The sequence below is a fragment of the Nocardia miyunensis NBRC 108239 genome (genome assembly GCF_001613065.1).
GTDB lineage: Bacteria > Actinomycetota > Actinomycetes > Mycobacteriales > Mycobacteriaceae > Nocardia > Nocardia miyunensis.
This window is the reverse complement of sequence record NZ_BDBQ01000067.1, coordinates 56,085-81,196: the sequence shown is the minus strand read 5'-3', so window position 1 is coordinate 81,196 and position 25,112 is coordinate 56,085. Positions and strand designations below refer to the sequence as shown.

Annotated in this window: 22 protein-coding genes; 9 read left to right on the top strand and 13 right to left on the bottom strand. The window is 68.8% G+C overall.

The annotated features are described in order from the left end of the window. Positions 1-205: 205 nt before the first annotated feature. From car to NM2_RS28765, 3 genes are all read left to right on the top strand, one after another. Positions 206-3,724, top strand: a complete 3,519-nt coding sequence (gene car / locus NM2_RS28775; protein WP_067674966.1) for a carboxylic acid reductase — start codon at positions 206-208, stop codon at positions 3,722-3,724. A gap of 192 nt (positions 3,725-3,916) precedes the next feature. Next, entirely contained in the window at positions 3,917-5,371 is a 1,455-nt protein-coding gene (locus NM2_RS28770; RefSeq protein WP_067674963.1) for an SDR family oxidoreductase, read from the top strand. A 314-nt stretch (positions 5,372-5,685) separates the two neighbouring features. Beyond that, complete coding sequence (locus tag NM2_RS28765; protein ID WP_067674961.1) at positions 5,686-5,877, top strand: YegP family protein; 192 nt, start codon at positions 5,686-5,688, stop codon at positions 5,875-5,877. Between the two features lie 71 nt (positions 5,878-5,948). Here the strand turns inward: NM2_RS28765 and NM2_RS47915 are convergent, their stop codons facing one another. Then, on the bottom strand, positions 5,949-6,305 hold the full coding sequence (locus NM2_RS47915) for an MFS transporter (RefSeq protein ID WP_084531647.1): 357 nt from the start codon (positions 6,303-6,305) through the stop codon (positions 5,949-5,951). A 166-nt stretch (positions 6,306-6,471) separates the two neighbouring features. Here NM2_RS47915 and NM2_RS28755 point away from each other — a divergent pair, with 166 nt between their 5' ends. Genes NM2_RS28755 through NM2_RS28745 form a run of 3 tightly spaced genes read left to right on the top strand, consistent with a single transcriptional unit; the run spans position 6,472 to position 10,069 of the window. Beyond that, complete coding sequence (locus tag NM2_RS28755) at positions 6,472-7,683, top strand: ROK family transcriptional regulator (RefSeq protein WP_067674956.1); 1,212 nt, start codon at positions 6,472-6,474, stop codon at positions 7,681-7,683. After that, a complete protein-coding gene (locus tag NM2_RS28750; protein WP_067674953.1) occupies positions 7,680-9,170 on the top strand; it encodes a sulfatase family protein in 1,491 nt (496 codons plus the stop codon). The genes NM2_RS28755 and NM2_RS28750 overlap by 4 nt, the downstream gene beginning before the upstream one ends. Then, positions 9,170-10,069: a formylglycine-generating enzyme family protein gene (locus NM2_RS28745; RefSeq protein WP_067674950.1), complete on the top strand. Its 900-nt coding sequence runs from the start codon at positions 9,170-9,172 to the stop codon at positions 10,067-10,069. The genes NM2_RS28750 and NM2_RS28745 overlap by 1 nt, the downstream gene beginning before the upstream one ends. A gap of 331 nt (positions 10,070-10,400) precedes the next feature. Here the strand turns inward: NM2_RS28745 and NM2_RS28740 are convergent, their stop codons facing one another. Next, entirely contained in the window at positions 10,401-11,837 is a 1,437-nt protein-coding gene (locus NM2_RS28740) for a CYTH and CHAD domain-containing protein (RefSeq protein WP_067675046.1), read from the bottom strand. Positions 11,838-11,905: 68 nt separating this feature from the next. Further along, a complete protein-coding gene (locus tag NM2_RS28735) occupies positions 11,906-12,229 on the bottom strand; it encodes a hypothetical protein (RefSeq protein ID WP_157121367.1) in 324 nt (107 codons plus the stop codon). Between the two features lie 195 nt (positions 12,230-12,424). On the opposite strand from NM2_RS28735, the gene NM2_RS28730 reads away from it, so the two are divergent. After that, positions 12,425-16,930 (top strand): cation-translocating P-type ATPase, encoded by a 4,506-nt coding sequence (locus NM2_RS28730; protein ID WP_067674944.1) that lies wholly within the window; start codon positions 12,425-12,427, stop codon positions 16,928-16,930. Here NM2_RS28730 and NM2_RS28725 read toward each other — a convergent pair. Both NM2_RS28725 and NM2_RS28720 read right to left on the bottom strand, forming a co-directional pair. Then, positions 16,927-17,334, bottom strand: coding sequence for a hypothetical protein (locus tag NM2_RS28725; protein WP_067674941.1), 408 nt, complete (start codon positions 17,332-17,334; stop codon positions 16,927-16,929). The two genes, NM2_RS28730 and NM2_RS28725, sit on opposite strands and share 4 nt — an antisense overlap. Positions 17,335-17,492: 158 nt before the next feature. Next, positions 17,493-18,434 carry an AraC family transcriptional regulator gene (locus tag NM2_RS28720; protein ID WP_245718266.1) on the bottom strand — a complete coding sequence of 314 codons (942 nt, stop codon included), beginning with the start codon at positions 18,432-18,434 and terminating at the stop codon, positions 17,493-17,495. Positions 18,435-18,711: 277 nt separating this feature from the next. Between NM2_RS28720 and NM2_RS28715 the strand changes: the two genes are divergently transcribed. Both NM2_RS28715 and NM2_RS28710 read left to right on the top strand, forming a co-directional pair. Beyond that, complete coding sequence (locus NM2_RS28715; protein WP_067674936.1) at positions 18,712-19,728, top strand: TIGR03557 family F420-dependent LLM class oxidoreductase; 1,017 nt, start codon at positions 18,712-18,714, stop codon at positions 19,726-19,728. 67 nt (positions 19,729-19,795) lie between these two features. Continuing rightward, complete coding sequence (locus NM2_RS28710) at positions 19,796-20,281, top strand: Dps family protein (protein WP_067675043.1); 486 nt, start codon at positions 19,796-19,798, stop codon at positions 20,279-20,281. A gap of 33 nt (positions 20,282-20,314) precedes the next feature. Here the strand turns inward: NM2_RS28710 and NM2_RS28705 are convergent, their stop codons facing one another. From NM2_RS28705 to NM2_RS28670, 8 genes are read right to left on the bottom strand one after another with little or no spacing between them, the layout of a single operon-like run. Then, complete coding sequence (locus tag NM2_RS28705) at positions 20,315-22,120, bottom strand: complex I subunit 5 family protein (RefSeq protein WP_067674933.1); 1,806 nt, start codon at positions 22,118-22,120, stop codon at positions 20,315-20,317. After that, complete coding sequence (locus NM2_RS28700; RefSeq protein ID WP_067674930.1) at positions 22,121-22,468, bottom strand: sodium:proton antiporter; 348 nt, start codon at positions 22,466-22,468, stop codon at positions 22,121-22,123. Continuing rightward, a complete protein-coding gene (locus NM2_RS28695; RefSeq protein WP_067674927.1) occupies positions 22,465-23,202 on the bottom strand; it encodes an MnhB domain-containing protein in 738 nt (245 codons plus the stop codon). The genes NM2_RS28700 and NM2_RS28695 overlap by 4 nt, the downstream gene beginning before the upstream one ends. Beyond that, complete coding sequence (locus NM2_RS28690; protein ID WP_067674924.1) at positions 23,199-23,441, bottom strand: DUF4040 domain-containing protein; 243 nt, start codon at positions 23,439-23,441, stop codon at positions 23,199-23,201. Before NM2_RS28690 ends, NM2_RS28695 begins: the two co-directional genes overlap by 4 nt. Next, positions 23,438-23,755 (bottom strand): monovalent cation/H(+) antiporter subunit G, encoded by a 318-nt coding sequence (locus tag NM2_RS28685; RefSeq protein ID WP_084531645.1) that lies wholly within the window; start codon positions 23,753-23,755, stop codon positions 23,438-23,440. Before NM2_RS28685 ends, NM2_RS28690 begins: the two co-directional genes overlap by 4 nt. Continuing rightward, entirely contained in the window at positions 23,748-24,011 is a 264-nt protein-coding gene (locus NM2_RS28680) for an MrpF/PhaF family protein (protein WP_067674918.1), read from the bottom strand. The genes NM2_RS28685 and NM2_RS28680 overlap by 8 nt, the downstream gene beginning before the upstream one ends. Continuing rightward, positions 24,008-24,523, bottom strand: coding sequence for a Na+/H+ antiporter subunit E (locus NM2_RS28675; RefSeq protein WP_067674915.1), 516 nt, complete (start codon positions 24,521-24,523; stop codon positions 24,008-24,010). The genes NM2_RS28680 and NM2_RS28675 overlap by 4 nt, the downstream gene beginning before the upstream one ends. Further along, a complete protein-coding gene (locus NM2_RS28670) occupies positions 24,520-25,086 on the bottom strand; it encodes a hemerythrin domain-containing protein (protein WP_067674912.1) in 567 nt (188 codons plus the stop codon). Before NM2_RS28670 ends, NM2_RS28675 begins: the two co-directional genes overlap by 4 nt. Between the last annotated feature and the right edge of the window lie 26 nt (positions 25,087-25,112).

The window sequence follows — 25,112 nt, the reverse complement described above, 5'->3', positions numbered from 1 at the left end:
TTTCGCCGGTTTCTCGTATCCGGTCAGTGCCACAGCGAGGAAGCCTGGGCAGTGGGTGTCTTTGCGGTCGTAGCGGATGCCGAGCGGGTGATACCCGGTCGACCGGGAAATTGCGCGCTCGACGGCACGCCTGTGGCGGCCGGCGTCCGGGACGACCGACAAATTCTCACGAATTCAACTCTTGTTCGTTGAAGGAGATCTCGTTATGTCAGCTTCTGCCATTGCTCGTGAAGCGCGGCGACAAGATCGATTCGAGAAGTTGATCTCGAGCGACGCGCAACTCGGTTCCGCGCAGCCCGATCCGGCGATCACCGCCGCACTGGACGACCCCGGCGTCCCGCTCGTCGACATGATCCGCACCGTGCTGAACGGCTACCGCGACCGGCCCGCTCTCGGTCAGCGCGCGGTCGAATTCGTGACCGGAGCGGACGGACGCACCGCCGCCGAATTGCAGCCTCGTTTCGAGACCCTGACCTACCGCGAGACCTGGTCTCGCGTACGGGCCCTCGCCGAGGCCCTGGCCGGCAATCCTGTCCGGCCCGGCGATCGCGTGGCGACTCTCGGGTTCACCAGCGTGGATTACGCGATCGTCGACATGGCGCTGTCGCTGGCCGGAGCCGTCGCTGTTCCGCTGCAGACCAGCGCCCCGGTCCAGCAGTTGCACCCCATCCTCGTCGAGACGGAACCGGTCGCGATGCTGTCCAGCGTCGATCTCCTCCCGGACGCGGTCGAACTCGCGCTCACCGCGCACACACCGCAGCGTCTGGTGGTCTTCGACTACCGCCCTCGGGTCGACGACCACCGCGAGGCGTTGGAATCGGCCGTCGCACGCCTGGCGGACCGGCACGTGACCGTCGAGGCGCTCGATGACCTCATCGAACAGGCTGCCGAGAACGCCCAGGGATCACAGACTCCGAGCAGCGATGGTGACGCCCTGCGTTTGCTGATCTACACATCCGGCTCGACCGGGACCCCGAAGGGCGCGATGTACACGGACCGCCTGATGGCCAACTGCTGGCGGGGCTGGTTCGAACAAGGCTCCGACCTGGATCGCAGGCTGCCGACGATCACGCTGAATTTCATGCCGATCAGCCACGTGATGGGCCGGGTGAGCCTCTATGCCACGCTCGGTGCGGGCGGAACGGCGTACTTCGTCGCCCGCAGCGACCTGTCGACTCTGCTCGAGGATCTCGCGCTGGTCCGCCCGACCAAGCTGGATCTCGTGCCCCGGGTCTGGGAGATGTTGTTCCAGCACGTGCAGAGCGAAGTCGACCATCGCGCGGCCCACGGAAACCGGGAGGCCGTCGAACAGCAGGTCATGGCCGAGCAGCGCGAGAAACTCATCGGCGGACGCCAGTTCTCGGCGATGACGGGGTCCGCGCCCATATCACCCGAGTTGCGATCCTGGGTGGAAGAGTTTCTCGATCTCCACTTGGTCGAGGGTTACGGCTCGACCGAGGACGGCATGATCCTCATCGACGGCCGGATCCAGCGCCCGCCGGTGCTCGACTACAAACTTCTCGACGTTCCCGAACTCGGCTATTTCGCCACCGATCGGCCCCACCCACGCGGCGAATTGCTGATCAAATCCCCGAATCTGATCCCCGGCTACTACAAGCGGCCCGAGGTGACCGCCGAGCTGTTCGATACCCAAGGCTGGTATCACACCGGCGACGTGATGGCCGAGCTCGGCGAGGATCAGCTGGTCTACGTGGACCGCCGCAACAACGTACTCAAGCTCTCGCAGGGCGAGTTCGTCACCGTCTCCACGTTGGAGGCGGCGTATGGCGGCCACCCGCTGGTGCGTCAGATCTTCGTGTACGGCAACAGCGCCCGGTCGTTCCTGCTCGCGGTGATCGTCCCGACCGCCGACGCGCTCTCCGCTGTCGGCGGCGACGTGACCGCGGTCAAACCGCTGCTCAGCGATGCGTTGCAGAGTGTCGCGCGGGAAGCGGGGTTGCAGTCCTACCAGATTCCCCGTGACTTCCTCGTGGAGACGTCACCGTTCACCCTGGAAAACGGTCTGCTGACCGGTATCGGAAAACTGGCCCGTCCCAAGCTCAAGGAGCACTACGGCCCCGCGCTCGAGCAGCTCTACAGCGATCTGGCCGACAGCCAGGCCGAGGTGCTGCGGTCGCTGCGCATGGACGGTGCGCACCGGCCGACGGTGGAAACGGTGATCCGGGCCGCCGGGGCGCTGCTCGGCGCGGCCGCGGTCGACGTGGCTCCCGACGCGGCGTTCGCCGATCTCGGCGGAGATTCGTTGTCGGCGTTGACCTTCGGCAATCTGCTTCACGAGATCTTCGGCGTCGACGTGCCCGTCGGCGTGATCGTCAGCCCGGCAGGCGACCTCGCTGCCATCGCGGACTACATCGACGCGCAGCGTGCCGGTGGGACCGAGCGGGCGACCTACGACGCGGTGCACGGGCGCGATGCGACCGAGGTGCATGCCCGCGATCTGACGCTGGACAAGTTCCTCGACGAAGCCACGCTCGCGGCCGCACCGTCACTGCCCGAGACCGAACGCGAAATACGCACCGTGCTGCTGACCGGGGCGACCGGTTTTCTCGGGCGCTATCTGGCGCTGCAGTGGCTCGAACGGATGGACGCGGTCGGCGGCAAGGTCGTCTGCCTGGTGCGCGCGAAGAACGACACCGCTGCCCGGGAGCGTCTGGACGCGACATTCGACAGTGGCGATCCGAAACTGCTCGAGCACTACCGGTCGCTGGCGACCGATCACCTCGAAGTGCTCGCCGGTGACAAGGGCGAGGCGAACCTCGGACTCGACGATGCCGCCTGGCAACGGCTGGCCGACACCGTCGACCTGATCGTCGACCCCGCCGCGCTGGTCAACCACGTGCTGCCCTACAGCCAGCTGTTCGGGCCGAACGTCGTCGGTACCGCGGAGCTGATCCGAATCGCCGTGACGACCCGGATCAAGCCGTACGTCTACATCTCGACGATCGGTGTCGGCGACGGCATCGAACCGGGCAGATTCATCGAGGATGCCGACATCCGGCAGATGAGCCCGACCCGCAGGATCAGCGACGACTACGCCAACGGGTATGGCAACAGCAAGTGGGCCGGGGAGGTCCTGCTGCGCGAGGCGCACGACCTGTGCGGTCTGCCGGTGTCGGTGTTCCGCTGCGACATGATCATGGCCGACACCACCTACGCCGGGCAGCTCAACGTGCCGGACATGTTCACCCGGATGATGTTCTCGCTGGTGGCGACCGGGATCGCGCCGTACTCGTTCTACGAGCTGGACGCCAACGGCGACCGGCAGCGGGCGCACTTCGACGGGCTGCCCGTGGAATTCATCGCCGATGCCATCGCCACCCTCGGCGCCCAGATGGTCGGAGGATTCGAGACCTACCACGTGATGAACCCCTACGACGACGGCATCAGCATGGACACCTACGTCGACTGGCTGATCGACGCCGGCTACCCGATCGCCCGGGTGCCCGAATACAGGGCCTGGCTGACGCGGTTCGAGACGACACTGCGCGGCCTGCCCGACAGGCAGCGCCACGCGTCGTTGCTGCCGCTGCTGCACAACTACCGCAAGCCCGAACATCCGGTGAACGGGTCCCCCGCGCCCGTCGATCACTTTCGGGCGGCCGTCAAGAAGAACAAGATCGGGCCGGAAAAAGACATCCCGCACATCTCCCCGCCGGTGATCGTCGAGTACGTCACCGACCTGGAATTGCTCGGTCTGCTCTGACCTGACAGCACCGGAAACTCTCCGCTCAGGAGCTGCTCGGTCACAACATCAGGGCCCGGCGTGGCGACCGGGCCTGGCGACGATCTTCGCAAACACGCAGCAATCTCCATGGCAGGATGGTCGGGACGAGTGACTGGTGATGTATCGACATCGCACCGCTGCGGAAGACAATCCGGACGCGAGGAAACACGTATGCGCTGTGTGGTTTTCGGGGCGACGGGTTATATCGGCGGCAGGCTGGTGCCGGAGCTGCTGGGCGCGGGTCATCGGATCCGGGTCATGGCACGCAATACGGGAAAACTGGCCGAGGCGCCGTGGCGCGACGACGTCGAGGTGGTATGCGGCGATGTGACGCGCGCCCGGGACGTGGCCGCCGCCCTGACCGACGCCGACGTGCTCTATTACCTCGTGCACTCGCTGACCCGCACCGACTTCGACGAGGTCGACCGTCGTGCCGCCGAGGTGGTGGCCACCGAAGCGGCGCGGGCCGGTGTCCGCCGGATCGTCTATCTCGGCGGCATCACCGCGCGCGGTCAGCGGTTGTCGCGGCACCTGGCCTCCCGCGCCGAGGTCGGCCGGATCCTGCTCGCCGGAACGGTTCCCGCGATCGCACTCCAGGCCGCGGTGATCATCGGATCGGGTTCGGCCAGTTTCGAAATGCTGCGCTATCTCACCGAGCGCCTGCCGGTGATGGTGACCCCGCGATGGGTGCGCAACCGCATCCAGCCGATCGCGGTGCGCGATGTGCTGTACTACCTGGCCCGGGCGGCGGAACTGCCCGGCGACGTCTTCGGCACGTTCGATATCGGCGGGCCCGATGTGCTCAGCTACACGCGAATGATGCACGCCTACGCGGCCGTGGCCGAGTTGCCGCCTCGGGTGATCATCCCGGTCCCGGTGCTGACTCCGTGGTTGTCGGCGCAGTGGGTCAACCTGGTCACGCCGGTGCCGAAGGCTATCGCGGTGCCGTTGATGGAGTCCCTCGTCAACGACGTGGTCTGCGCCGATCACGCGATAGCTCAACACATTCCGGATCCGCCGAACGGCTTGACCGGCTACCGGCGCGCGGTGGAACTGGCGTTGGCGAAGATCCGGAATCTGGATGTGCCGACCCGTTGGTCCGATGCCGACCAGTTCGGCACCGAGCCGTCCGCGCCGCTGCGCACCGACCCGGAATGGTCGGGCGGTTCCCTCTACACCGACCAGCGCGAGCGACGCAGCTCCGCGGATCCCGCCAGGCTCTGGGCGGTGATCGAAGCCATCGGCGGCGATCACGGCTGGTACTCGTTTCCGCTGGCATGGTCGCTGCGAGGCTGGATCGACCGGCTGACCGGCGGAGTGGGCCTTCGCCGCGGCCGACGCGATCCGCATCGGCTGCGCGCCGGCGAGGCGCTGGATTGGTGGCGGGTCGAGCGCATCGAACGCCCGCGAGTGCTGTTGCTGCGCGCGGAGATGCGCCTGCCCGGCCGCGCCTGGCTGGAATTGCGCGTGGACCAGGACAACGGTGGCGCCGTCTACCGGCAGTGCGCACTGTTCGAGCCGCACGGGCTGGCCGGTCATCTCTACTGGAAGGCGATCTCCCCGTTCCACGCGATCGTGTTCGGCGGCATGACGCGCAACATCACCGGGACGGCCGAAGCGGCATAGATCTCGCTCGCCGGGCACCTGGCTGGTCATCGCGACGGGCGTGACGAACGGCTTCTGGCGGCGGCCGAACCTGCGGACCAGCGACCAGGTCGCCGACGCGATCGCCGGACGCTCCGAACGGCGTCCACTATCGAGGCTCCACACCTGACGCGTCCGACCGCCGGGGTGCACTGCGATCGCCCGGCTGCGAACAATGACACCAGGGATTGCTGACGGATAACTAGATGACGGATTCTGTGCTCGGAGGGCTTCGGTGAAGCCTATCCTCGGCTGGTCAGGTGTTATCGAGGTCAACGAGAGCTGAGGTAACCGTGATGGCTGCGAAATTCGAGATGTACAAAGACAAGTCCGGCAAGTTCAGGTTCCGGCTCAAGGCCGCCAACGGCGAGATCGTCGCGGTCGGCGAAGCGTACGAGTCGAAGGCCGCGTGCAAGAACGGCATCGAATCCGTCAAGAAGAACGCATCCGTCGCCGAGATCGTCGACCAGACGATGGCCGCCGTCTAGGCGATGCACGGCGTTGGCCCGGTCTGTCGTCACGAGACCGGGCCAACGATCACCGCGACAGCCATGGTCGGCTAGCGTGTTCCCGCCGAGTCGGGTAGGTGCAGCGATTCGAGGCTTCGGCGAGCCTCGTCGACCCGGCCCTTCAGCGTCAACCAGCGGGGCGTCTCGGCCTGCCGGAGCAGGGCCAGCGCGATCAGGGCGGCCGGAATCGCGGCGAGGCCGAGCGACCAGCGCCAGGAGATGTCGCGCGCGAAGAAGTAGTTGATGATCGCCGAGATCAGGATGCCGGTGGCGATCATCAACTGGTTGCCGGAACTGTGCCTGCCCCATGTCGTAGCCGACGAGCACCGCCGCAAGCGCCGCCACGGCACTGGCACCGCGCTGTCGCCGTAGCCGGGTGCGTTCGCGCTCCGCTGAGCCTTCTGCATGTTCGGCGATTGCTCGCTTCGTCGCTGGCCTTCCAGCGGTCACAAGTCCGGCGTCAGCGCACTACGACCCGTATACCGATTAACGTCAAGCAGTTCGACACAAATATACAACCCCTCGCCAGGCAGTATGTTGTTTCTGTCGAAACATCGACATAATCTGCCAGATATGACACCGGTGCGAGGAGGCCGCGAGATCCTGGGAGAGACCAGTGGTGATGCCCGGCGCGCGGGTTCGGAGGCCTCGCGGTCCGCGATCATCGCGGCCCTGCGCCGAGGAGGGCCGATGACCCGCCAACGCCTCGTCACCGAGACAGGACTGTCCCGGGCCACGGTGTCCGTGGCACTGGGAGCGCTGGCCGCCGAGGGCCGCATCCGGGAAACCGCGCACGACGCCAGCGGCGCCCGAGGGCGGCCGTCCATGCTGGTCAGCATCGATGCGTCCCGGGCCGAGCTTATCGGCATCGAGATCGGGCGCGCGCACATCGCGGTCGCCCTCGCCGACGGCGCGGACACCGTGATCGCGCGGGCGGACCGCGATATCGCCGCAAGCACCGACGTCCGCACCCGCGTCGAGGCCGCCGTCGCCCTGTTGGCCGACATCGCGGCCGAACGCGGCCTCGACCTCACCACCGTTCGTGGTGTCGCGGCCGGAACACCCGGCCCGAAGTTCACGGGCGAGGGCCACCGCTCGCAGGACCTCGCGCTCGCCCGTTTCACCCGCGACCGGGCCGACGTGGCCGCATACCTGGTCGGCCACTTCGGCGTTCCGGTCCGCGTGGAGAACAACACCCGCTACACAACGCTCGGCGAGACCGCCACCGCCGGGGCGCGAAACGTGGCCTACCTGCGAATCGACGAGGGCGTCGGCGGTGGCGTCGTCGTGGACGGTTCGCTGGTTTCCGGCAGCTGGGGAACAGCGGGCGAACTGGGCCATGTCTGCGTCGACCCGAACGGGCCACGCTGCGCGTGCGGCGGGCGCGGCTGCGTCGAACTGGTGGCCTCGTTGCCGGCACTGCTCGCCGCGACGCACAGTGCGGATCTCGCGACGTTGACCGATCGGCTCCGGGCGGGCGACCCCGACGCGACGGTGGCGCTGGCCCGAGCGGCCGATGCGGCCGCTCAGGCGCTGGCCGGTGTTCTCGCCGTTCTGGACGTATCCACCGTGGTCGTCGGCGGCCGGGTCGCGCAGCTCACCGGATTCCTCGACCGGCTGGACCACGTGGTGCGCGACGTCGCGCCGAGTTGGTGCACGGCGAAACTGACGGTGCGGCTGGCCGACGACGACCGCACCGCGGGCGCGCGCGGCGCGCTCGTGCACGCCCGCAGCGCCGCCGAGACCACCGCCGGCGCGGACGACCAGGCACGAACGACAGGATGAACGACGTGACCGACAACATCATCTTCCTGATGACCGACCAGCACTCGATCTCCAGCCTCGGCTGCTACGGCAATCCGACCGTGCGCACGCCGGTACTGGATCGGCTGGCCGACACCGGGACACGCTTCACGCACGCGTTCACCCCGACGGCGATCTGCACCCCGGCACGGGCCAGCCTGCTGACCGGCGCCGCGCCGTTCCGGCACAAACTGCTGGCCAACTACGAACGCAACGTCGGCTATCTGGAGGATCTCGCCGACGATCAGTTCACCTTCGCCGAGGCACTGCGCGACGCGGACTGGCGACTGGGCCTGATCGGCAAATGGCACGGCGGCGTACGCCGCACCGCGTCCAGTTACGGCTTCGAGGGGCCGACGTTGCCCGGCTGGCACAACCCGGTCGATCATCCCGACTACCTGGCCTATCTGGACGAGCACGGCCTGCCGCCGTACCGGATCAGCGACCACATCCGGGGCGTCGCGCCCAACGGTGGCCAGGGCAATCTGCTGGCCGCGCGGCTGCACCAGCCCGTCGAGGCCACCTTCGAGCACTATCTGGCGACCCGGACCATCGAGCTGCTCGAGCAGTTCGCCGCCGATCCGCGTGGCCGCCGGTTCTTTCTCGCGACGCACTTCTTCGGACCGCATCTGCCCTACATCCTTCCGGACGAGTTCTTCGACCTCTACGACCCGGACGACATCGAGCTGCCGCCGTCCGTGCACGAGACCTTCGCCGGCAAGCCTCCGGTACAACGCAACTACAGCGCGCACTGGGCCTTCGACACGATGGACGAGGCCACCAGCCGCAAGCTCATCGCGGCCTACTGGGGTTACACCACTCTCATCGACCAGGAGATCGGCCGCATTCTCGACGCGGTCGAACGCCTCGGCCTCGGCGACCGCACCGCCGTCATGATGACCGCCGACCACGGCGAGTTCACCGGCGCCCATCGCCTGCACGACAAGGGCCCCGCGATGTACGACGAGATCTACCGAATCCCGGCTCTGGTGCGGATTCCGGGCGAACCCGCGAATCAGGTCCGCGACGAATTCGTCACGCTGATGGATTTCACCGCGACCATCCTGGACATCGCGGGCCTACCCACCGACCGCGCCGCCGACGGCCGCAGCCTCGCGCCGCTGGTCTCCGGTGCACATCCGCGGTGGCGCAACGACATGGTCGCGGAGTTCCACGGCCACCACTTCCCTTATCCGCAACGGATGCTGCGCACCAGGACGCACAAGATCGTCGTGAACCCGGAGTCGATCAATGAGCTCTACGACCTGCGCGAGGATCCGCACGAGCTGGTGAACCTGATCGACGACCCGCACCTTGCTGAGGTCCGCCGTGCGATGATCACCGAACTGTACGGGCAGCTCCGCGAGCGCGGAGACAACTTCTACCACTGGATGACCTCGATGTTCGACGTAGGCGGCGCCGACTACGACGTCACGCTCAGCTCGTTCGAAACGCAGGGAACTTCGTGATGTCGGCCTGCTGTGGCCCCTCCCGCGACGCCGTATCGGTAACCGGCCCGGCCGAACCCACCGGCGAACCGGTTCCGAGCGCGGGCGCGTCGTCGCCCCGGATGATCGCTCTGCCGGGCGGGACCTTCCGCATGGGGACCGACGACGCGTCAGGGTTCGCCGAGGACGGCGAGGGACCGGTCCGCGAGGTGACGATCGAGCCGTTCGCCATCGACGCGCACTGCGTCAGCAATGCGCGATTCGCCGAGTTCATCGAGGCCAGCGGCTATCGCACCGAGGCCGAGCAGTTCGGCTGGTCGTATGTCTTCGGCGGATTCCTGCCCGGTTCGCTCCGGAAGATCTCCCCGCGACTACCCGAGGTGCCCTGGTGGTGCGGCGTTTCCGGCGCCTCGTGGCGACAGCCCGAAGGGCCCGGCAGCGATCTCGCCGGGCGGACCGATCACCCGGTCGTGCACGTCACCTGGAACGACGCGAAAGCGTTCTGCCGCTGGGCCGGTACGCGGCTGCCGACCGAGGCCGAATGGGAGTACGCGGCACGTGGCGGCCTGGACCAGGCCCGCTATCCGTGGGGCGACGAACTGACCCCCGGCGGCGAGCATCGCTGCAACATCTGGCAGGGCCGCTTCCCCACCCACAACACCGCCGAGGACGGCTACCGTGGCACGGCGCCCGTAGATGCCTTCCCGCCCAACGGTTTCGGGCTCTACAACGTCGCGGGGAACGTGTGGGAATGGTGCGCCGACCGCTGGTCGCCGGGTAGCCCCGCGCGCGCCATGCGCGGCGGCTCCTACCTGTGCCACGAGTCCTACTGCAATCGCTACCGGGTCGCCGCCCGCACCCACAACACCCCCGACAGTTCGACCGGAAATCTCGGATTCCGCTGCGCCGCAAGCCCGTAACCTGACGAGGTCATCGCACTGACGAGCCGCCCAGGGCAGACGCCTCATGCCTCATCGCCGCGGTCTTCTCGGGCCTGCGAACCGCACCCAAGCCGATCTGAGCCCACGCCACACGCGGGCCGCCGACAGATAAGGCTCGGTCACCGAGCCACGGACGGCGTCGAGCCGGGCGCAATAGAGAACCCCGTCGATCGGGAGGTAATCCTGTCTGTGGCGGTTCACGAAACCGGATGGATCGCGTCGTACGAGGCCGCAGCGGTGGTGCCGCTGGTGTACGCGCTGCCGCGCGCACGAACACCGAACCTGAAGCCACACCACATAATCCACGCACCTAATCGGAGGCGAGCGCCGAGACGCGCTGGCGGGCGGTATCGGCGTCGTGCATCGCGTTCGCGTACAGCAGGCCGTAGGTGAAGCCGTTCTCGTCCCGCGCCGCGCCTGCCGCTGTCGCGGCTCGCCACAGCAGTTCGGTCGAGACGACATCGTCGTTGTAGTCGCCGAGTATCCGCTGAATCTTCTTGTAGTACTTCGCGTTCGACCGTGCGCGTGCGGACTTGCGCACGGGCTCGTGCAGTTCGGCGGCGTAGCGGGCGCGTTTCGCGGCCTTGCGCGCGCGATGCAGCGACTCGGGGCGACGGTTGTGCAGGGCGGTCGCCAGCCGGCGGTCGGCCTTGGCCGCGGCCCGGCGGGCGCGCCGCAGTAGTTGGCCGCCACGGATCCGCCGTCCGAACGGCGGATGTGTCTTCCAGGTCTGCAACGTGGCGAGTAGTCGCAGATAGCGCTGTGAGTCCATGGCCTCGGCGAGAGCCTTGCGGCTGCGCAGCTGGCGGCTCAGCAACGTCGTGTCGATTCGCGCCGCGACGGGACCGAGGACGAGTTCGGGCGGCAGGGCCGCGATTTCGGCCGCGAGTCGGCGGCGTTGCACTTGGCAGTCGCGCACATCTCCGAGAAGTGTTGCGTACCACTTCAGTTCGTCGTCCATCTCGCCGACGGAAGAGGGGTCCAGCAGCGCGCCGAAGACCCGGAGCGTACTGCGGAGCCGCCGCGTCGCCACGCGCGTGTCGTGGATCGGTTCGTGTCCCCTGCGCAGTTCGACATCACCGGCGAAAATCAGATCGATCTGTGTATTCAGGTATTCGTGAACGGCGCATTCCGCCGCGGAGGCATGATCCGACACCCCGGCTCGCTCCGGCAATACCCGCGACAATTTGGAGGGATAGGTCGATGTGTGCGCCCCCGACGCGGCGAGCCTGTCGCGCAGTTTCGCCGGAATCTTCTTCGTGCGCGGGCCGAGTTCGACCTCGATCTCGCGCCAGGCGAGCGTCTGCGCGGGCCGATCGGCCCGTGTCGTGTCCACGTTGTCGTCATCGATCTCGACGATCAGTTCACCGTTCGAATCCAGTAGGCGATGACGATGACGGACCGTGTGAATATTGGCGATCGCGCGCAATGGTTTCCCCAATGCGACGCCGTTCACCACCTCGGCGAGTTCGCTCGGTAATTCCTCCGACACAGCTGCGGTCACCTCGACCCGGCCGTCCGCGGCGGGGATCTTCAGCTGCCAGCCGGATTCGTCCTCCCCCTCACGGCGACGCAAGGTCAGGTCGTGAGCGAACAGATCCCGATCGGCGGTGTCGAAATAGATGCTGGTCAGCTCGACCGATCTCTCCTCGACGCGGCTGTCGGCGACGACATCGTCCAGCCTGGGAAGACTGAAGGTCCAATCGACCTCCCATTTGCTTTCACGCTCGAGTACGTCCTTCATCATCACCGCATTCCCGGCGATCGGCGCCTCAAACGGCCGGTGACCGCGACCGCCGCAGACTGCACCCGCGGTCACCCCTCCGGCGGAGTGAACACCCGCGACGCGGGGCCCGCGACTGTCGATGCCCGGCGACGTCGGTTCGCCGCGACGATCGTCACGACCCCGCCGGCGACAGCGGCAATGGCCAGAATCGCGCTCACGGCCGCCACCCCTGACGCGCCCGCCACCGCGGCGGCGACCGCGACGATCACGGCGAGCGCTCCGAACAACAGAAGGACGAAAGCAGGCCAATTCCTGGTGTCCGCCAACACTTCTCCCGGTTGCGCACCGGCGGAGCGAGCGATATCCGGCGCGTCATCGAGCGGGGGAATCTCCTGGCCACCGTTCATTGTCATCGTTTCCCACCTCGCGTTCGCGTGCGGGCACGGCACCCAGCACCTCGCCACCGAATTACCCGGATTTCGCGTACCAAACTGCGGCCGCTCGGAGAAAGACGATTCCGTCGCGCCGCGAGCATTCCCGCCGGTGATTGAACTGCCTCGCGACGGGTAGCCGGTCGGCACGATACACCCGCGCACGGAGGTAGGCACGTGATCGGCGAACTTCTCGGAACGGCTTCGCGCACAGTCCATTCGGGGCTGTCGCTGGTGACCGGCACCGCGACGTTGCCGTTCCGGATCGCGGAGGCCGGCGGCCGCGAGGTCCGGGACCGACTCGCGGCGGTTCCGCTCGCGCAAGTGCGCCATGAACTCATGGCCCTGGCGGACCCGCAGTTGCACCGTGATCGCCGCGTCGCGGCGGTCGGCGACCACGTGCTGATCGAGGTGCACGGGTTGACATCCGGGCGCAGCGGCGAGGTGGCCGAGGCCGTCGGGCAGCAGCTCGATGAGTGCGCCGGCGTGCGCGACTGGCACATCAACGCGGTGACCGGCCACGTCGTGCTGGACCTGGACGAGGACGTCGATCCCGACGACGCGGTCACGGCCGTCGCGGACGCCGAACGCGGCGCGGGCGTGGATGGCCTGGAGTGGGATCCCGCCGCGACACATCCGGCGGATCTCGAACCCGCCCTGTCGGCCGCGATTTCGCTGGCCGCGGACCTGACCGGCGTGGGTCTGGCGGCGGCGGGCGCTCTGTTTCCGGGCAAGCACGGTCCGCTCGAGTTCCTTTCCGCGGCAGCCGGCGTGGCCGACACACAACCGAGGATCCGCACCCTGCTGGAATCCAGGATGGGACGGCCACGCACGGACCTGCTGTTGAGTGCGGCCAGCACGATCGGGCAGGTCGCGGGCGAGGACCCCGGCAGCCTGCTGGCCGATGCGGTGCTGCGAACCCTCATCCTGGCCGAGGCCGGCGCACGGCATGTGGGATGGCGGCGCTGGGAATCCGAGCTGGCCACACAGCCCGCGCAGGAGATCACCGAACCGCTGCTCGCCCAGGCCCGACCCGAGGAACTTCCGGCGGGACCGGTGGAGCACAGCGCCGACGAATCCGCGACCGGTGCACTGGCCGGCATGGTCACCACCGTGGCCGGACGCGGACTCGGCGACGCCGCCTCCGCGCTCGCCCTGGGCGCACCCAAGGCGGCGCGCGCGAGCCGGGAGAGCTTCGCGGCGGTCGCCGCGCTGCTGATGTCGGCCTCCGGCGTGGTCACCATGGATCCGGCGATGTGGCGACGACTCGACCGTCTCGATGTGCTCGTCGTCGACGCGGACACCTTGTCCGGCGAGCGCTCGATCGTCCTGGGCGCTCGTACCGAGGACGACGGCTGGCCGCCCGAGCGCGTATGGAGCGCCGGACAGCATGCGCTGTTCGTTTCCCAGATGGACATGGAAAATATTGCGCCACAAGATGATTCGACCCGCGTCGAGCTGCGGCCGGTCGATTCTCCGGAATCGCGACAGGGTCCGGCATGGCAGGAGGTCCGTGTCGCCGGGCGCGTCGTCGGCCGGGTGCTGGTCGGCCGCGAACTCGATCCGCGCACCCCGGCTCTGCTCGCGGCCGCGCGCCGCGCCGGGCTCCGGATCGTGCTGATCGGCGCGGACCGGGACGAGCAAGTGCGTTCTCTGGCAGACGAATTCGTCTCGGACCGGCAGTCGGCGTGTGATGTCGTGCGCCGGTCACAACGCGATGGGCACGTGGTGGCGATGCTGGCGACCCGCGCGCACCGGGCGCTGGCCACCGCGGACGCCGGAATCGGGCTGATCGGGGCCGATGCGGCGGGCGCGGCGCACGTGCCCTGGAGCGCGGACGTGCTGTGCCACGATCTGGACCAGGTCCACCACCTGCTCACTCTGGTCGCACCGGCCCGGCAGGCCAGTGAGCGCGGACGAGTCCTGGCGCTGTCCGCGGGGGCTCTGGGCGCACTGGTGCTCGCCGCGAGGCCACGCCGGAACAGCCAATGGCCGGTCACCGCCGCGCAATTCGGCGGTCTGTTCTCCGGCGCGGCGACCGCGTGGCAGGCCGGGCGCGCCGAGCCGGACGCCACCGGCACGGTGCTGTTGCCTTGGCACGCAATGGAATCCGATGATGTGCTGGCGGTGCTACCCGATCCGGGGCCTTCGGCCGACACGGGCACGGAGGTGTCCGACAGCTGGGCGCGGCAGAGGTTGGCGCCCTTCGTTCGATTCGGCGGCCGGGTGCGACAGGAGCTGGCCGACCCTCTCACCCCGATCCTCGGGGTCGGCGCGGCCGCCTCGGCCATCCTCGGCTCCCCCGCCGACGCGGTGCTCGTCGGGTCGGTGCTCGCCGTCAATGCCACGGCCTCGGCGCTACAGCGCCAGCGCGCGGAGTCGTCCCTGCGCCGTCTGCTGCGTGGCGAGACCGTCATCGGGCGCCGGGTTCCGCGATCGGCGTTGCGGGGCGACCCCGATGCCGACATCGACGAGGACAGGGTGCCCGGGGACCGGCTGCGCGCGGGTGATGCGATCGTCCTGCGCGCCGGTGACGTGGTCCCCGCGGACGGCCGGATCGTGCGCGCCGACGAACTCGAGATGGACGAGTCGGCCCTGACCGGCGAATCGGTTACGGTGGAGAAGTTTTCGGCCGCGACGCCGGGAGCCGAACTCGGCGAACGCAGCGGCATGGTGTTCGAGGGCAGTACCGTCGTCAACGGCTGCGCCCTGGCGGTCGTCGTCGCGGCGGGCGCGGACACCGAGTCTCAGCGCGCCGCGACGTCCGCGGTCCCGCCCTCGCTCGGCGGCGTGCAGGCGCAGCTGCGGCAGCTGACCGAGCGGGCGCTGCCGCTGACGGTCGCGGGCGGGTCCGCGGTCACCGCACTGTCCTGGCTGCGCAGCCGACGTCTGCGCGAGGCCATCGCCGAGGGCGTCGCGGTGGCGACAGCCGCTGTGCCGGAAGGACTTCCACTCGTCGCCACGGTCGCCCAGCTGGCCGCCGCACGCCGCCTGACCCGGCGTGGTGTGCTGGTCCGCGCGAGCCGCACCGTCGAGGCCCTGGGCCGGGTCGACACGATCTGTTTCGACAAGACGGGCACGTTGACCCACGGCCGCCTCGAGCTCACCGCGGTCGCCGATCTGACCGGGCAGTGGTCCCCCGACGCCGACGACCCACGCGCCCGGCGGCTGCTGCGGGAGGCTGCTCACGCGTGCCCGGATCCCGACGGCCCGGTCGTGCACGCCACCGATCGCGCGGTCCTGGACGCGGCCCGCGACAATCTGCCCGGAGACGACAGCTGGTCGGCCGTCGAGGAAATCCCCTTCGAGTCCGATCGCGGCTATGCCGCGACGCTCGGCCGCACCGCGCACCGCATGCGCCTGGTGGTCAAGGGCGCGCCCGAAGTGGTGCTGCCGCGCTGCACCCGCCGCCGCGAATCGGACCAGCACGGTGAATCCACCGCCGTCGCGCTGTCCGCCGAGGATCGGGCGCACGCGGAACAGGTGGTGGACCGGCTCGCCCGGCAGGGCTTGCGGGTGCTCGTGGTCGCCCGGCGCGAGTTGCACCGCAGGCCCGACGACGTCGAGAACGCGGTCGAGGAACTGACGCTGGTGGGCTTCGTCGGCCTCGCCGACACTCCGCGGCCGCAGTCGCACGATGTGGTGGATGCGTTGCACGAGAACGACATCGGCGTCCGCATCATCACCGGAGACCACCCCGTGACCGCCGCCGCGATCGCCCGGCAGCTCGGCATCGACACCGAAACCGTCACCACCGGAACCGATCTGGACGGCCTGGACGACGACGCGCGAGCCGAGCTCATCGAGCGCACCAACGTGTTCGCCCGGGTGGGACCGCGTCAGAAGGTTCAGATCGTCACCAGCCTGCAGCGGTCGGGCCGGGTGGTGGCGATGGCCGGTGACGGCGGTAACGACGCCGCGGCCATCCGCTCCGCCGATATCGGAATCGGTCTCGCCGCAAGCGGTTCCACCGCCGCCCGCAACGCCGCGGACCTGGTGCTCACCGATCCGGACCCGCTGGCGCTGCTGGCGGCGCTGACCGAGGGACGCGGCATGTGGCAGCGGATCACCGACGCGGTCGGCGTGCTGGTCGGCGGCAACGCCGGGGAGGTCGCCTTCACCGTGCTCGGCACGGCCCTGTCCGGCCGCGCGCCGCTGGGCACGCGGCAGTTCCTGCTGGTCAACATGCTGACCGATATGTTCCCGGCGATGGCGGTGGCACTGTCGCCGCAGGGCGGGGCCGAGGCCACGGCGTCCGACGACGACCAGTTGCGCGCCCAGGACCTCGCCACCGAACTCGCCGCCAGGCCGCCCGCCGATCTCGGCGCCGATCTGACCCGCGCGATCGCCACCCGCGCCGCGGTCACCACCCTCGGCGCCACCACCGCGTGGACGATCGGCCGCTTCACCGGCACGAACCGGCGCGCCTCCACCATCGGACTGGTCTCGCTGATCGGCACTCAGCTCGGTCAGACGCTGATGGCCGGACACCGCAGCCCACTGGTCTGGGCGACGACCGCGGCCAGCGGCGCGGTGCTGTTCACGATCGTGATGACGCCAGGAATCTGCACATACTTCGGATGCCGCCCGCTGGGCCCGGTGGGCTGGACCATCGCCGGGACGTCCTCGGCCCTGGCGACCGGCGCGGGTGTGCTGTTCCGACCGGACCGCTCGACGCTCTAGCCCGGACCTGTTCGCCCGAATTCGACGGTCACCGGGTAGCCGCCCGCGGCGTGGTCGTACGAACCGATGTCCGCGTTCGGCGATTCGGTGACCGTGCGGATGATGTGCCAGCCCAGACCTAGTTCATCGATGGCCGCACGGGTCACGGCGATCCCGCTGATACGCACCGCGATCCGGCCGTCGCCGGATTCGAGATCGCATTCGATCATCGAGCCGTCCGCCGCCATCTCGATCAGATCGGTGGTGACCTCGTCTATCGCCACCTGAACATCGAGAATGCCGTCGAGTGTCAGTTCGGTGGTGAGCAGGGCGGTGTCGGTGAGTGCGCGCAGCATCATCAGCTGCTCGTGCTCCGCCGTCACTCGGACGCGCACTGTGGCCGGTGCACTGTATCCCTCACTCATCTCGCTCGAACCTCTTCTCTGCAGTGGTCCGTGCCGAGCCGGTGCTTGCGGCACGTCCCCCGCGGCCTCCAGTCGGAATCTCTCCGTGCAGGCCGCATACCCCGGACCGGTTCCGCGAAACGATCCTCGGCACACGGACGCGCGTCCGGCCTGCGAGATCACGCGTAAAGGGTGTCGCCCGGAGATCGTCCGTAGTGCCGGCGATACAGCGCGGCGAAGCGTCCCTGATGACCGAATCCCCAGGAAGCGGCGACCGTACCGACCGTGACGCCGCTCTCGGGCGTGCTCGCGGTGAGCTCCTCGTGGGCGCCGCGAAGCCGCAGCCGTCGCAGGTACGCGGTCGGCGTGGTGTCCAGATGGCGGCGGAACGCCAGTTGCAGCGCACGCACTGTCACATAGGCCGCCGCGGCGATATCCGCTGCCGAAATGTCTTCGCCCACATGGGATTCCATGTACGCGATCGCCCGGCGCACCGCATCCGGATGCGCGTCGGTTCGGTCGCCTGTCGCGGTGTCGATGTCCGCGGAGTTCGGGAACGCCTCGAGCACGGCCGCCGCGAGGTATTGGGTCGCCGTCGCAGCCACCAGCGTGGGCACCTCGCCGTCGTATGTGGCGGCGAGCTGTCGCATGTGCGCGATAGTCGTGCTGAGCCGACGACCGGCCGCGGCCGTCACCGGCCGGTGTCCGATCAACCTCACCGGCGCGGTGCCGGGATCGTTCACCGACACCGCTCGGGTCAGTTCCTCCGGCTCGAACATGGTGATCGTGTAGCGGGCACTCCGGATGACGCCCGAGTACGGCAGCTGCGGCGGGGTGAGGATCCCCATCTCCCCCGGCTGGAACACATCCGCGCCCTCATCGAGGTAGTTTTCCTCGATCGATCCCGATTCCACCCCGCACAAGCAGATCTTGCCGAGGGGATCGGCGTCGTAGTGCATGTCGAAGCCCAGATCCAGCTGGTCCAGGCTGACCGTCCCCATCACTTCGCGCGTGATGTGGCTGCGGATCGGTCCCTCGCTCACGTTGCCGATCTGCATCGTCGTGTAATTCCGGTTCAAGAACTGCTCAGTGGCCGCCAGGCTGCCACTGTCGAACTTCATCGCCATTTGGTTCCCTCTTTGCCCGAAAAAACGAGCCCCGGAGCGACAGCAATCTGTTTTACCGGCCGCGGGGAGGCTATCGCGTAGTGCGGGGGTACCCGCTTCGGGTCGCCCTCTAGCACACACTGTGAGTGTCGTCACATCGCGCCGATCGAGTATACGGCCGTTTGCCCTTCGGTGTGCGGGGTAGCCGCTGGCAACAGCAAGTCCGGCGCGCACGCGGTTTCCTCCGACGAAGACCGCGACCCCGGATGCCGATGCGGGAGGAGGTCGTCCGGTGCGGATCGGATACAAACTGGCGGCAGAGGCGTTCGGGCCCGTGGAGCTGATCCGGCAGGCGGTGCGAGCCGAGCGAGCCGGATTCGATTTCGTCGAGATCAGTGACCATTTCCATCCCTGGCTGGATGTTCAGGGGCATTCACCGTTCGCTTGGACGGTGCTGGGGGCGATCGCCGCCCGCACCGAACAGCTCGGACTGGCGACCGGCGTCACCTGCCCGACCGTCCGCTACCACCCCGCCGTCATCGCGCAGGCCGCGGCGACGGTCGCGCTGACCTCACAGGGCCGGTTCACTCTCGGCGTGGGATCCGGGGAACGACTCAACGAACACGTCGTCGGGACCGGTTTCCCGGATTCGGTGCGGATGCGACACCGGATGCTGCGGGAGGCACTGGAGATCATCCGGCTGCTGTGGCGCGGGGGCTACCACTCCTACCAGGGCCGATACCTCCAGCTGTCGGACGCTCGGGTATTCGATCTGCCCGATGAGCCGCCACCGATCGCCGTCGCGGCGGGCGGCCCGGCGGCCGCACGCCTGGCCGCCGACCTCGGCGACGGCCTGTTCGCCACCGAGCCGCTGCCCGATCTCGTGGAGAACTACCGGCGATCCGGCGGCACCGGCCCCCGCTATGCCGAGGTGCCGGTCGCCTGGGCCGCCGACGAGCAGGCCGCCGCACGCGCGGCCCTGAAGACCTCCCGATGGGCGGTGACCGGGTGGAAGGTGATGAGTGAGCTGCCCAACCCCGCGAATTTCGCCGCGGCGACGGGCACGGTCCGCGAGGAGGACATCCGCCGCCAATTCACCTGCGGCTCCGACCCCGAGGCCTATGTCGAGGCGGCCCGCCCGTATGTCGACGCCGGATTCGATCACCTCGTCCTGATGAACGCCGGACCCGATCCGGACGGGTTCATCGACTTCTATCACGACACCCTCGACGACCGGCTGCGCTCGATGGACGCGGGCGTGACCGAGCAACGATCCGGCGCGGGAGCAGCGCGTTTCATTCCCAATTGAGAAACACCCCGTACCGGCCACCGGTTCGGCGGCGCGGGGCACACCCATGGAGAGGAGACACACCACGATGTCGAAGCCGATTACGAGCACGCTCGACGAGAACGCACAACGCATTACCGGAGATGCCCTGCGCGGCACGGTGGTCGATCTGATCGACCTGTCGTTGATCGCCAAGCAGGCGCACTGGAACGTCATCGGACGCCACTTCCGCTCGGTACATCTGGCCCTGGACGAACTGGTCACCGCTGCAAGGGATTTCACCGACGAGGCCGCCGAGCGCGCCACCGCGATCGGGGTCAGCCCCGACGGGCGCGCCAGCGCGGTCGCCGAATCCTCCTCGGCGATCGGATTCCCGGCGGGCTGGCAGCAGGACACAGCGGTCATCGATGCGATCGTCGCCAATCTCGGCGCGGTGATCGCCCGGCTCCGGGAGCGGATCGACGAGACGGAGAAGGCCGACCCGGTGACCCAGGACCTGCTCATCGGCATGACAGCCCGGCTGGAACAACTGCATTGGATGTGGCAGGCGCAGGTCGCCACCGCTCCCAGCTGAGCCGGGACGAACGGATGAACGTCGCCAGGTGCGTCAACCACTCGCGATCAAGGCTGTGACCACGGCCGCGCCGACCATCAGCCACGCGGCGTAGTCACCGAGGTGACCGCTGTGCAGCCGGTGCAGCGCGGTGGTGAGCGTCCGGGTCGAGCGAGACACCGTGCGCGGCAATAGTTTCGGTGGGAGGAACAGGGCGCAGGCGGCAATCGCCACGGCAAGTGCGGCCGAGGCCGCGCCCCAGGCGATCCCGGTCGCGGTCCACTCGATATGGGGTCCGCCCGGGGCGACGGTCGCGATTCCCCGCAACGCACGAGTCCGGTAGCCGAGCGAATCACAGAACTGCGCGGCTGCCGGACCGGCCGCCCCGGCGACCGCGGGGACCCCCAGCGCGACCGCGAGCGCGAGCAGGGCGACCACCGCTCCGACCATGGTCGCGGGCGGACGCCCGGCGGGTGTGGCGGCGTCGGGTTGTTCGTGCGCGCCGGTGGTCTCCTGCTCGGTGTTCGCGACGCCGGGCCGATCACCCGAGCCGAAGAACACGCGCAGTCCGGCGCGCAGCACCGCCGCGCCGGTGAGTGCGGAGACGACGATCACCGTCGCGGTCAGCGCCCCCGAACGGCCCGATTCCTCGAGCAGCGCCTTGCCCAGCCCGGCGCCCGTCATCGGCAATCCGGCCAGCATCACCGCCGCCACCACGAACAGCGCGCCGATACCGGGATGCCGGACCCGGCCGAAGAGCCGATGTTCGTCCAGGGATCGGTACTGCGACAGGATGATTCCCGTCATCAGGAACAGCGCGCCCTTCACCGCCGCATGCCCGGCCAGGTAGAGCGCCGCGGCCGCGACGCCGGCGGGTGTCAATGCGGCGATGCCGAGCAGGAACAGGCCGATATGCGCGATCGTCGAATAGGCCAGCATGCGTTTGAGATGCCGCTGCATCAGGCACATCACCGCACCGAGCACGGCGGTGACCAGCGCGAGCACCAGCATCATCCGATGCACGGCCGCCGGTGCGAGCGCGACGCGGAACCCCGACCAATACAGCCGGGCCATACCGTAGATCCCCAGCGGCGCCATGACCCCGGAGAACAGCACGCACACCGGCGCGGGGGCCACGGCATGAGCGTCGGCCAGCCAGAAATGAAACGGCACCACCGCGGCCTTCACCAGCCACCCCGTGACGACCAGCGCGAATCCGACGATAACCACGATATCGCGGCCGTGACCTGCCAGTTCGGCGGCGAGTTGGGGCAGGCCGAGTTGCCCGGTGCGGGCGTATACCAGTCCGATTCCGAACAGGCACAGGTAGGCGCCGAGCGAGTTGATCACGCCGAAATTGAGGCCGCCCTGCACCGATTCGGGTTCTTCGTTCTTCAGGCCCGTCAGCGCGTAGGCGGCGACGCTCATCAACTCGAAGAACACGAACATGTCGAACAGGTCGCCGGTGAGCGCGAATCCGCTCATGCCCGCGCTGAACAGCAACATCAGGGCGGGATAGTGGGCCTGTAGATCGTCGAAGTAGTGCCAGCCGAACAACAGCGCCAGCAGGGTCAGCACCGCGACCAGCAGCGCGGCCCCGGCCCCGACCTGATCGGCGACCAGCACGATGCCGACCGCGAAATGCGCCGTCGGCCGCCATCCGCCCGCCCAGGTCACCACCGCGCCGTGACCGGCGGCGTACAACAGACAGCCCGCGCACGCCGTGCCCGCCGCCGCCACCGCGAGGGCGAGGCTGTCGATCACCCGCCGGGAGACGTGCCGTCCGAGGGCCAGCAACAGACACGCACCGGCGATGGGCAGAGCTATCACCAAGGGCGGCAGGGCATTCGGGGTGAGCATTCAGCCGCGCAGCGCATGCAGTTCGTCGGGGACGACGGTGCCGTGCCGCTTGGCGACCTGGATCACCAGGGCCAGCAGGAGCGCGGTCACCGTCGCCGAGACGACGATGTCGGTCAACGCCATCGCCTGCACGACCGGATCGACGACCCGCGACCCCGGCGGGTTCGCCGATCCGAAGATCGGCGCGGTGGCGCCACGCTGATAACCGATCGCCAGCAGCAGGACATAGGTGCTCGACTGGGCGATCGACACGCACACGACCGTGTGCACCAGATGGCGGCTGCGCACGACGCCGGTGATACCGGCCAGCAGCAGCCACACGGCCACCACATACGGAAATACGCTCATGGGCAACCCTTTTCGGCCGACTCGTGCCGGTCGAGGAATTGCGCCAGCAGCACGACCACGCCACTGCCGACCGCGATGCCGACCGCACAGCTGTACACCGGCACGGTTCCCGCCGACAGCAGTTGCCCGGCGCTGCCGAGCGGCACGATGTTGGCCAGGAACCCGGCCCCGCTCACGAGTCCCGCCACACCGAGGACGACCACCGCGCCCAGACCGCCCGCCTCGCCGAATTCGTACCAGGTCAGTGGGCGTACGCGTCGCAGCGCCTCGTAGTCTCCGGCGATATAGAGCAGATGGACACCGGTCGCCAGCACGACACCGCCCTGAAAGCCGCCGCCGGGCGTCAGATGGCCGTGCACGACGACATCGGCGCCGATCACCAGGGTGATCGGCAGCAGCAGATATCCGGCCATCGCGGTCGCGGCCAGCAGTCCGGCCTTGCGGACAGGGGCCTTCGCCCGTGCAGGCACCGACTCGCGCAGCAGGGTGGCCGCGCCCAGGACCGCCGCGACGAGAATGGCCTCCTCGCCGAGGGTGTCGAAGCCACGTTGATCGAAGTTGATGGAGGACACCACATTCGGTGAGTTCTGCTGCTGGGCGGCGGCGACGGCGGCGTCGCGATAGGGATGCGCGTCCGCGCCGAACGCGGGCAGGTGCCAGACCGCCACGAGGAGCGCCGCCAGCACGCCCGCCGCGCCGAGCAGGAACACCGCCCACCGTCCGGTGGTGGTCATCGGCGCTGTCGTTTCGCGACGACGCGGACGGCGAGCAACACCATCAGCGGTACCACCGCGGAACCCACCGCGATCTGCGACAACGCCACGTCGGGCGCGCCCAGCAGCAGAAACGCCGGAGCCAGCAGGACGCCGTACACCGCCAACGAGACCGCCTGCCGCCCAGGAGCATCGGTCCACACCACGATCGTCCCCGCGACTGCCACCAGGATCAGCGCGATCGCCAGCAGAACGCTCATCGCTCCCCCCGGCCGTCCTCGGCGGGGCGGACCGCGGCAGGTGCGTTGAGCTTGCCGATCGCGGCGGTCAGCACCGGACCGGTGACCGCGAGCAACGCCATGGTCGCGGCCACGGTCAGGGCGGTCAGGCCCGGCCCCTCGTCGAGCAGGACGGCCAATGCCAGCAGCGGCCCGCTCACCGATCCGATGATGCCCGGATAGTGCAATCGTGTCGGGACATCCCGCATCCACACCGTCGCCAGGGTCGCGGCTACCGCGGCGGCCACGGACAGCCCGAGCGCGCCGACCGCCGCCCACTGGGCCACCTCAGCCATCGGACGCTCCGATCAGCCGCGTGTACACCAGCGTTCCGGCAAAGGAGAGCAGGGCCAGCACGAAGGGCACGATCAGATAGTCCGGGCGGCCCACGCCGAGGCTGACGGCCACCAGGACGATGGTCGTCACCGAACTGATCAGCTGAAGGCCGACCAGCCTGTGCGCGGCGGTGTCGTGGGCGGTCAAGACCAAGCACGGCGCGATCGCACCGATCAGCAGGACGGCACTGGCGGTCAGCCATATCGCACGGCTCATCGGCGGTCCCCCGTCGCGGTGGACCGGCGCATTCGCCGAGCCATCGCGGTCGGCGGCAGCGGCAGCGTGTGCACGTGCAGGCATTGGCGTTCCCGGTCGGCGCCGACGACCAGTGCGCCCGGAGTGGCGCAGGTCAGCACCGTCGTCATCGCCTCACGCCCGGCGCGCCGCGCCTCGGCTGGTTCCAATGGCATTGGGAGCTGGGCGAATTCACCGCCCGCGCCGCGACGGCGAACCGCCAGCCACATCGCGCCCGCACTGTCGGCCAGGATCGCGGGAATCAGCCGCGCGGACAACAGGATCGACTCCGCCGGAAGCCGCCACGAGCCGCGAGCGGCATGGCGCGCCGCCCGCGCGCACACCGCGACCGGCGCCGCGAACAACGCGGCGGCCACCCATTCCTGCACGCTCGGCGTAGTCACCGTGGCCTGCCAGACCGCCACGCCCGTCGCCCACCACACGATCGCCTCCAGGACCGCCCCGGCACGGCTCCCGGAGCTCGTATCACTCATGCGTGGGTGTCCTCGCCCCGGTCGCGAAGAGCATCGCGGATTCGATCGAAGAGCGCGAACGGCGGGCCCACGAGCACATTCGCGACGGCGGACTCCCCCGCGCGTGGGTGCGGGCGGGTCGGCGCCACCGATTCGGCGAATCGCACGGATTCGGCCATCCGCTGCAACTGGGTTTCGGAGAACTGCTTGCGCAGCATGGTGAATTCCTCGGCCTCCTCGTGGGCGGCGTGGTCGGCGACCGCGTCCGCGAAGCGGGCGAATCTCGCAGCGAATTCCGGGTGCTCGACGCCCATGTCGTACAGGTCCGCGAGGTGCTGCTTCGCGCGATTCTCCTCGCCCAGGCGGGTTTTCACCATGTCCTCGACACCGAAGGCAGCACGTTTGGCGGCCGGATGGACCACCTCCTCCTCGGCGCTCTCGTGCACAGCGAGCAGTCGCACCAGTTCGTTGAACAGCTGTTGTTTGTCATCGTGATCGCCGCGGATCTGCTCTATCAATGTCGAGATCTGCTGGTGCTGGGCGGTCAGCACATCGACGACGTCCTGGTCGGTCCGATTGTCCATGTCGCGCTCCCTGGCTGTGCGAGTAG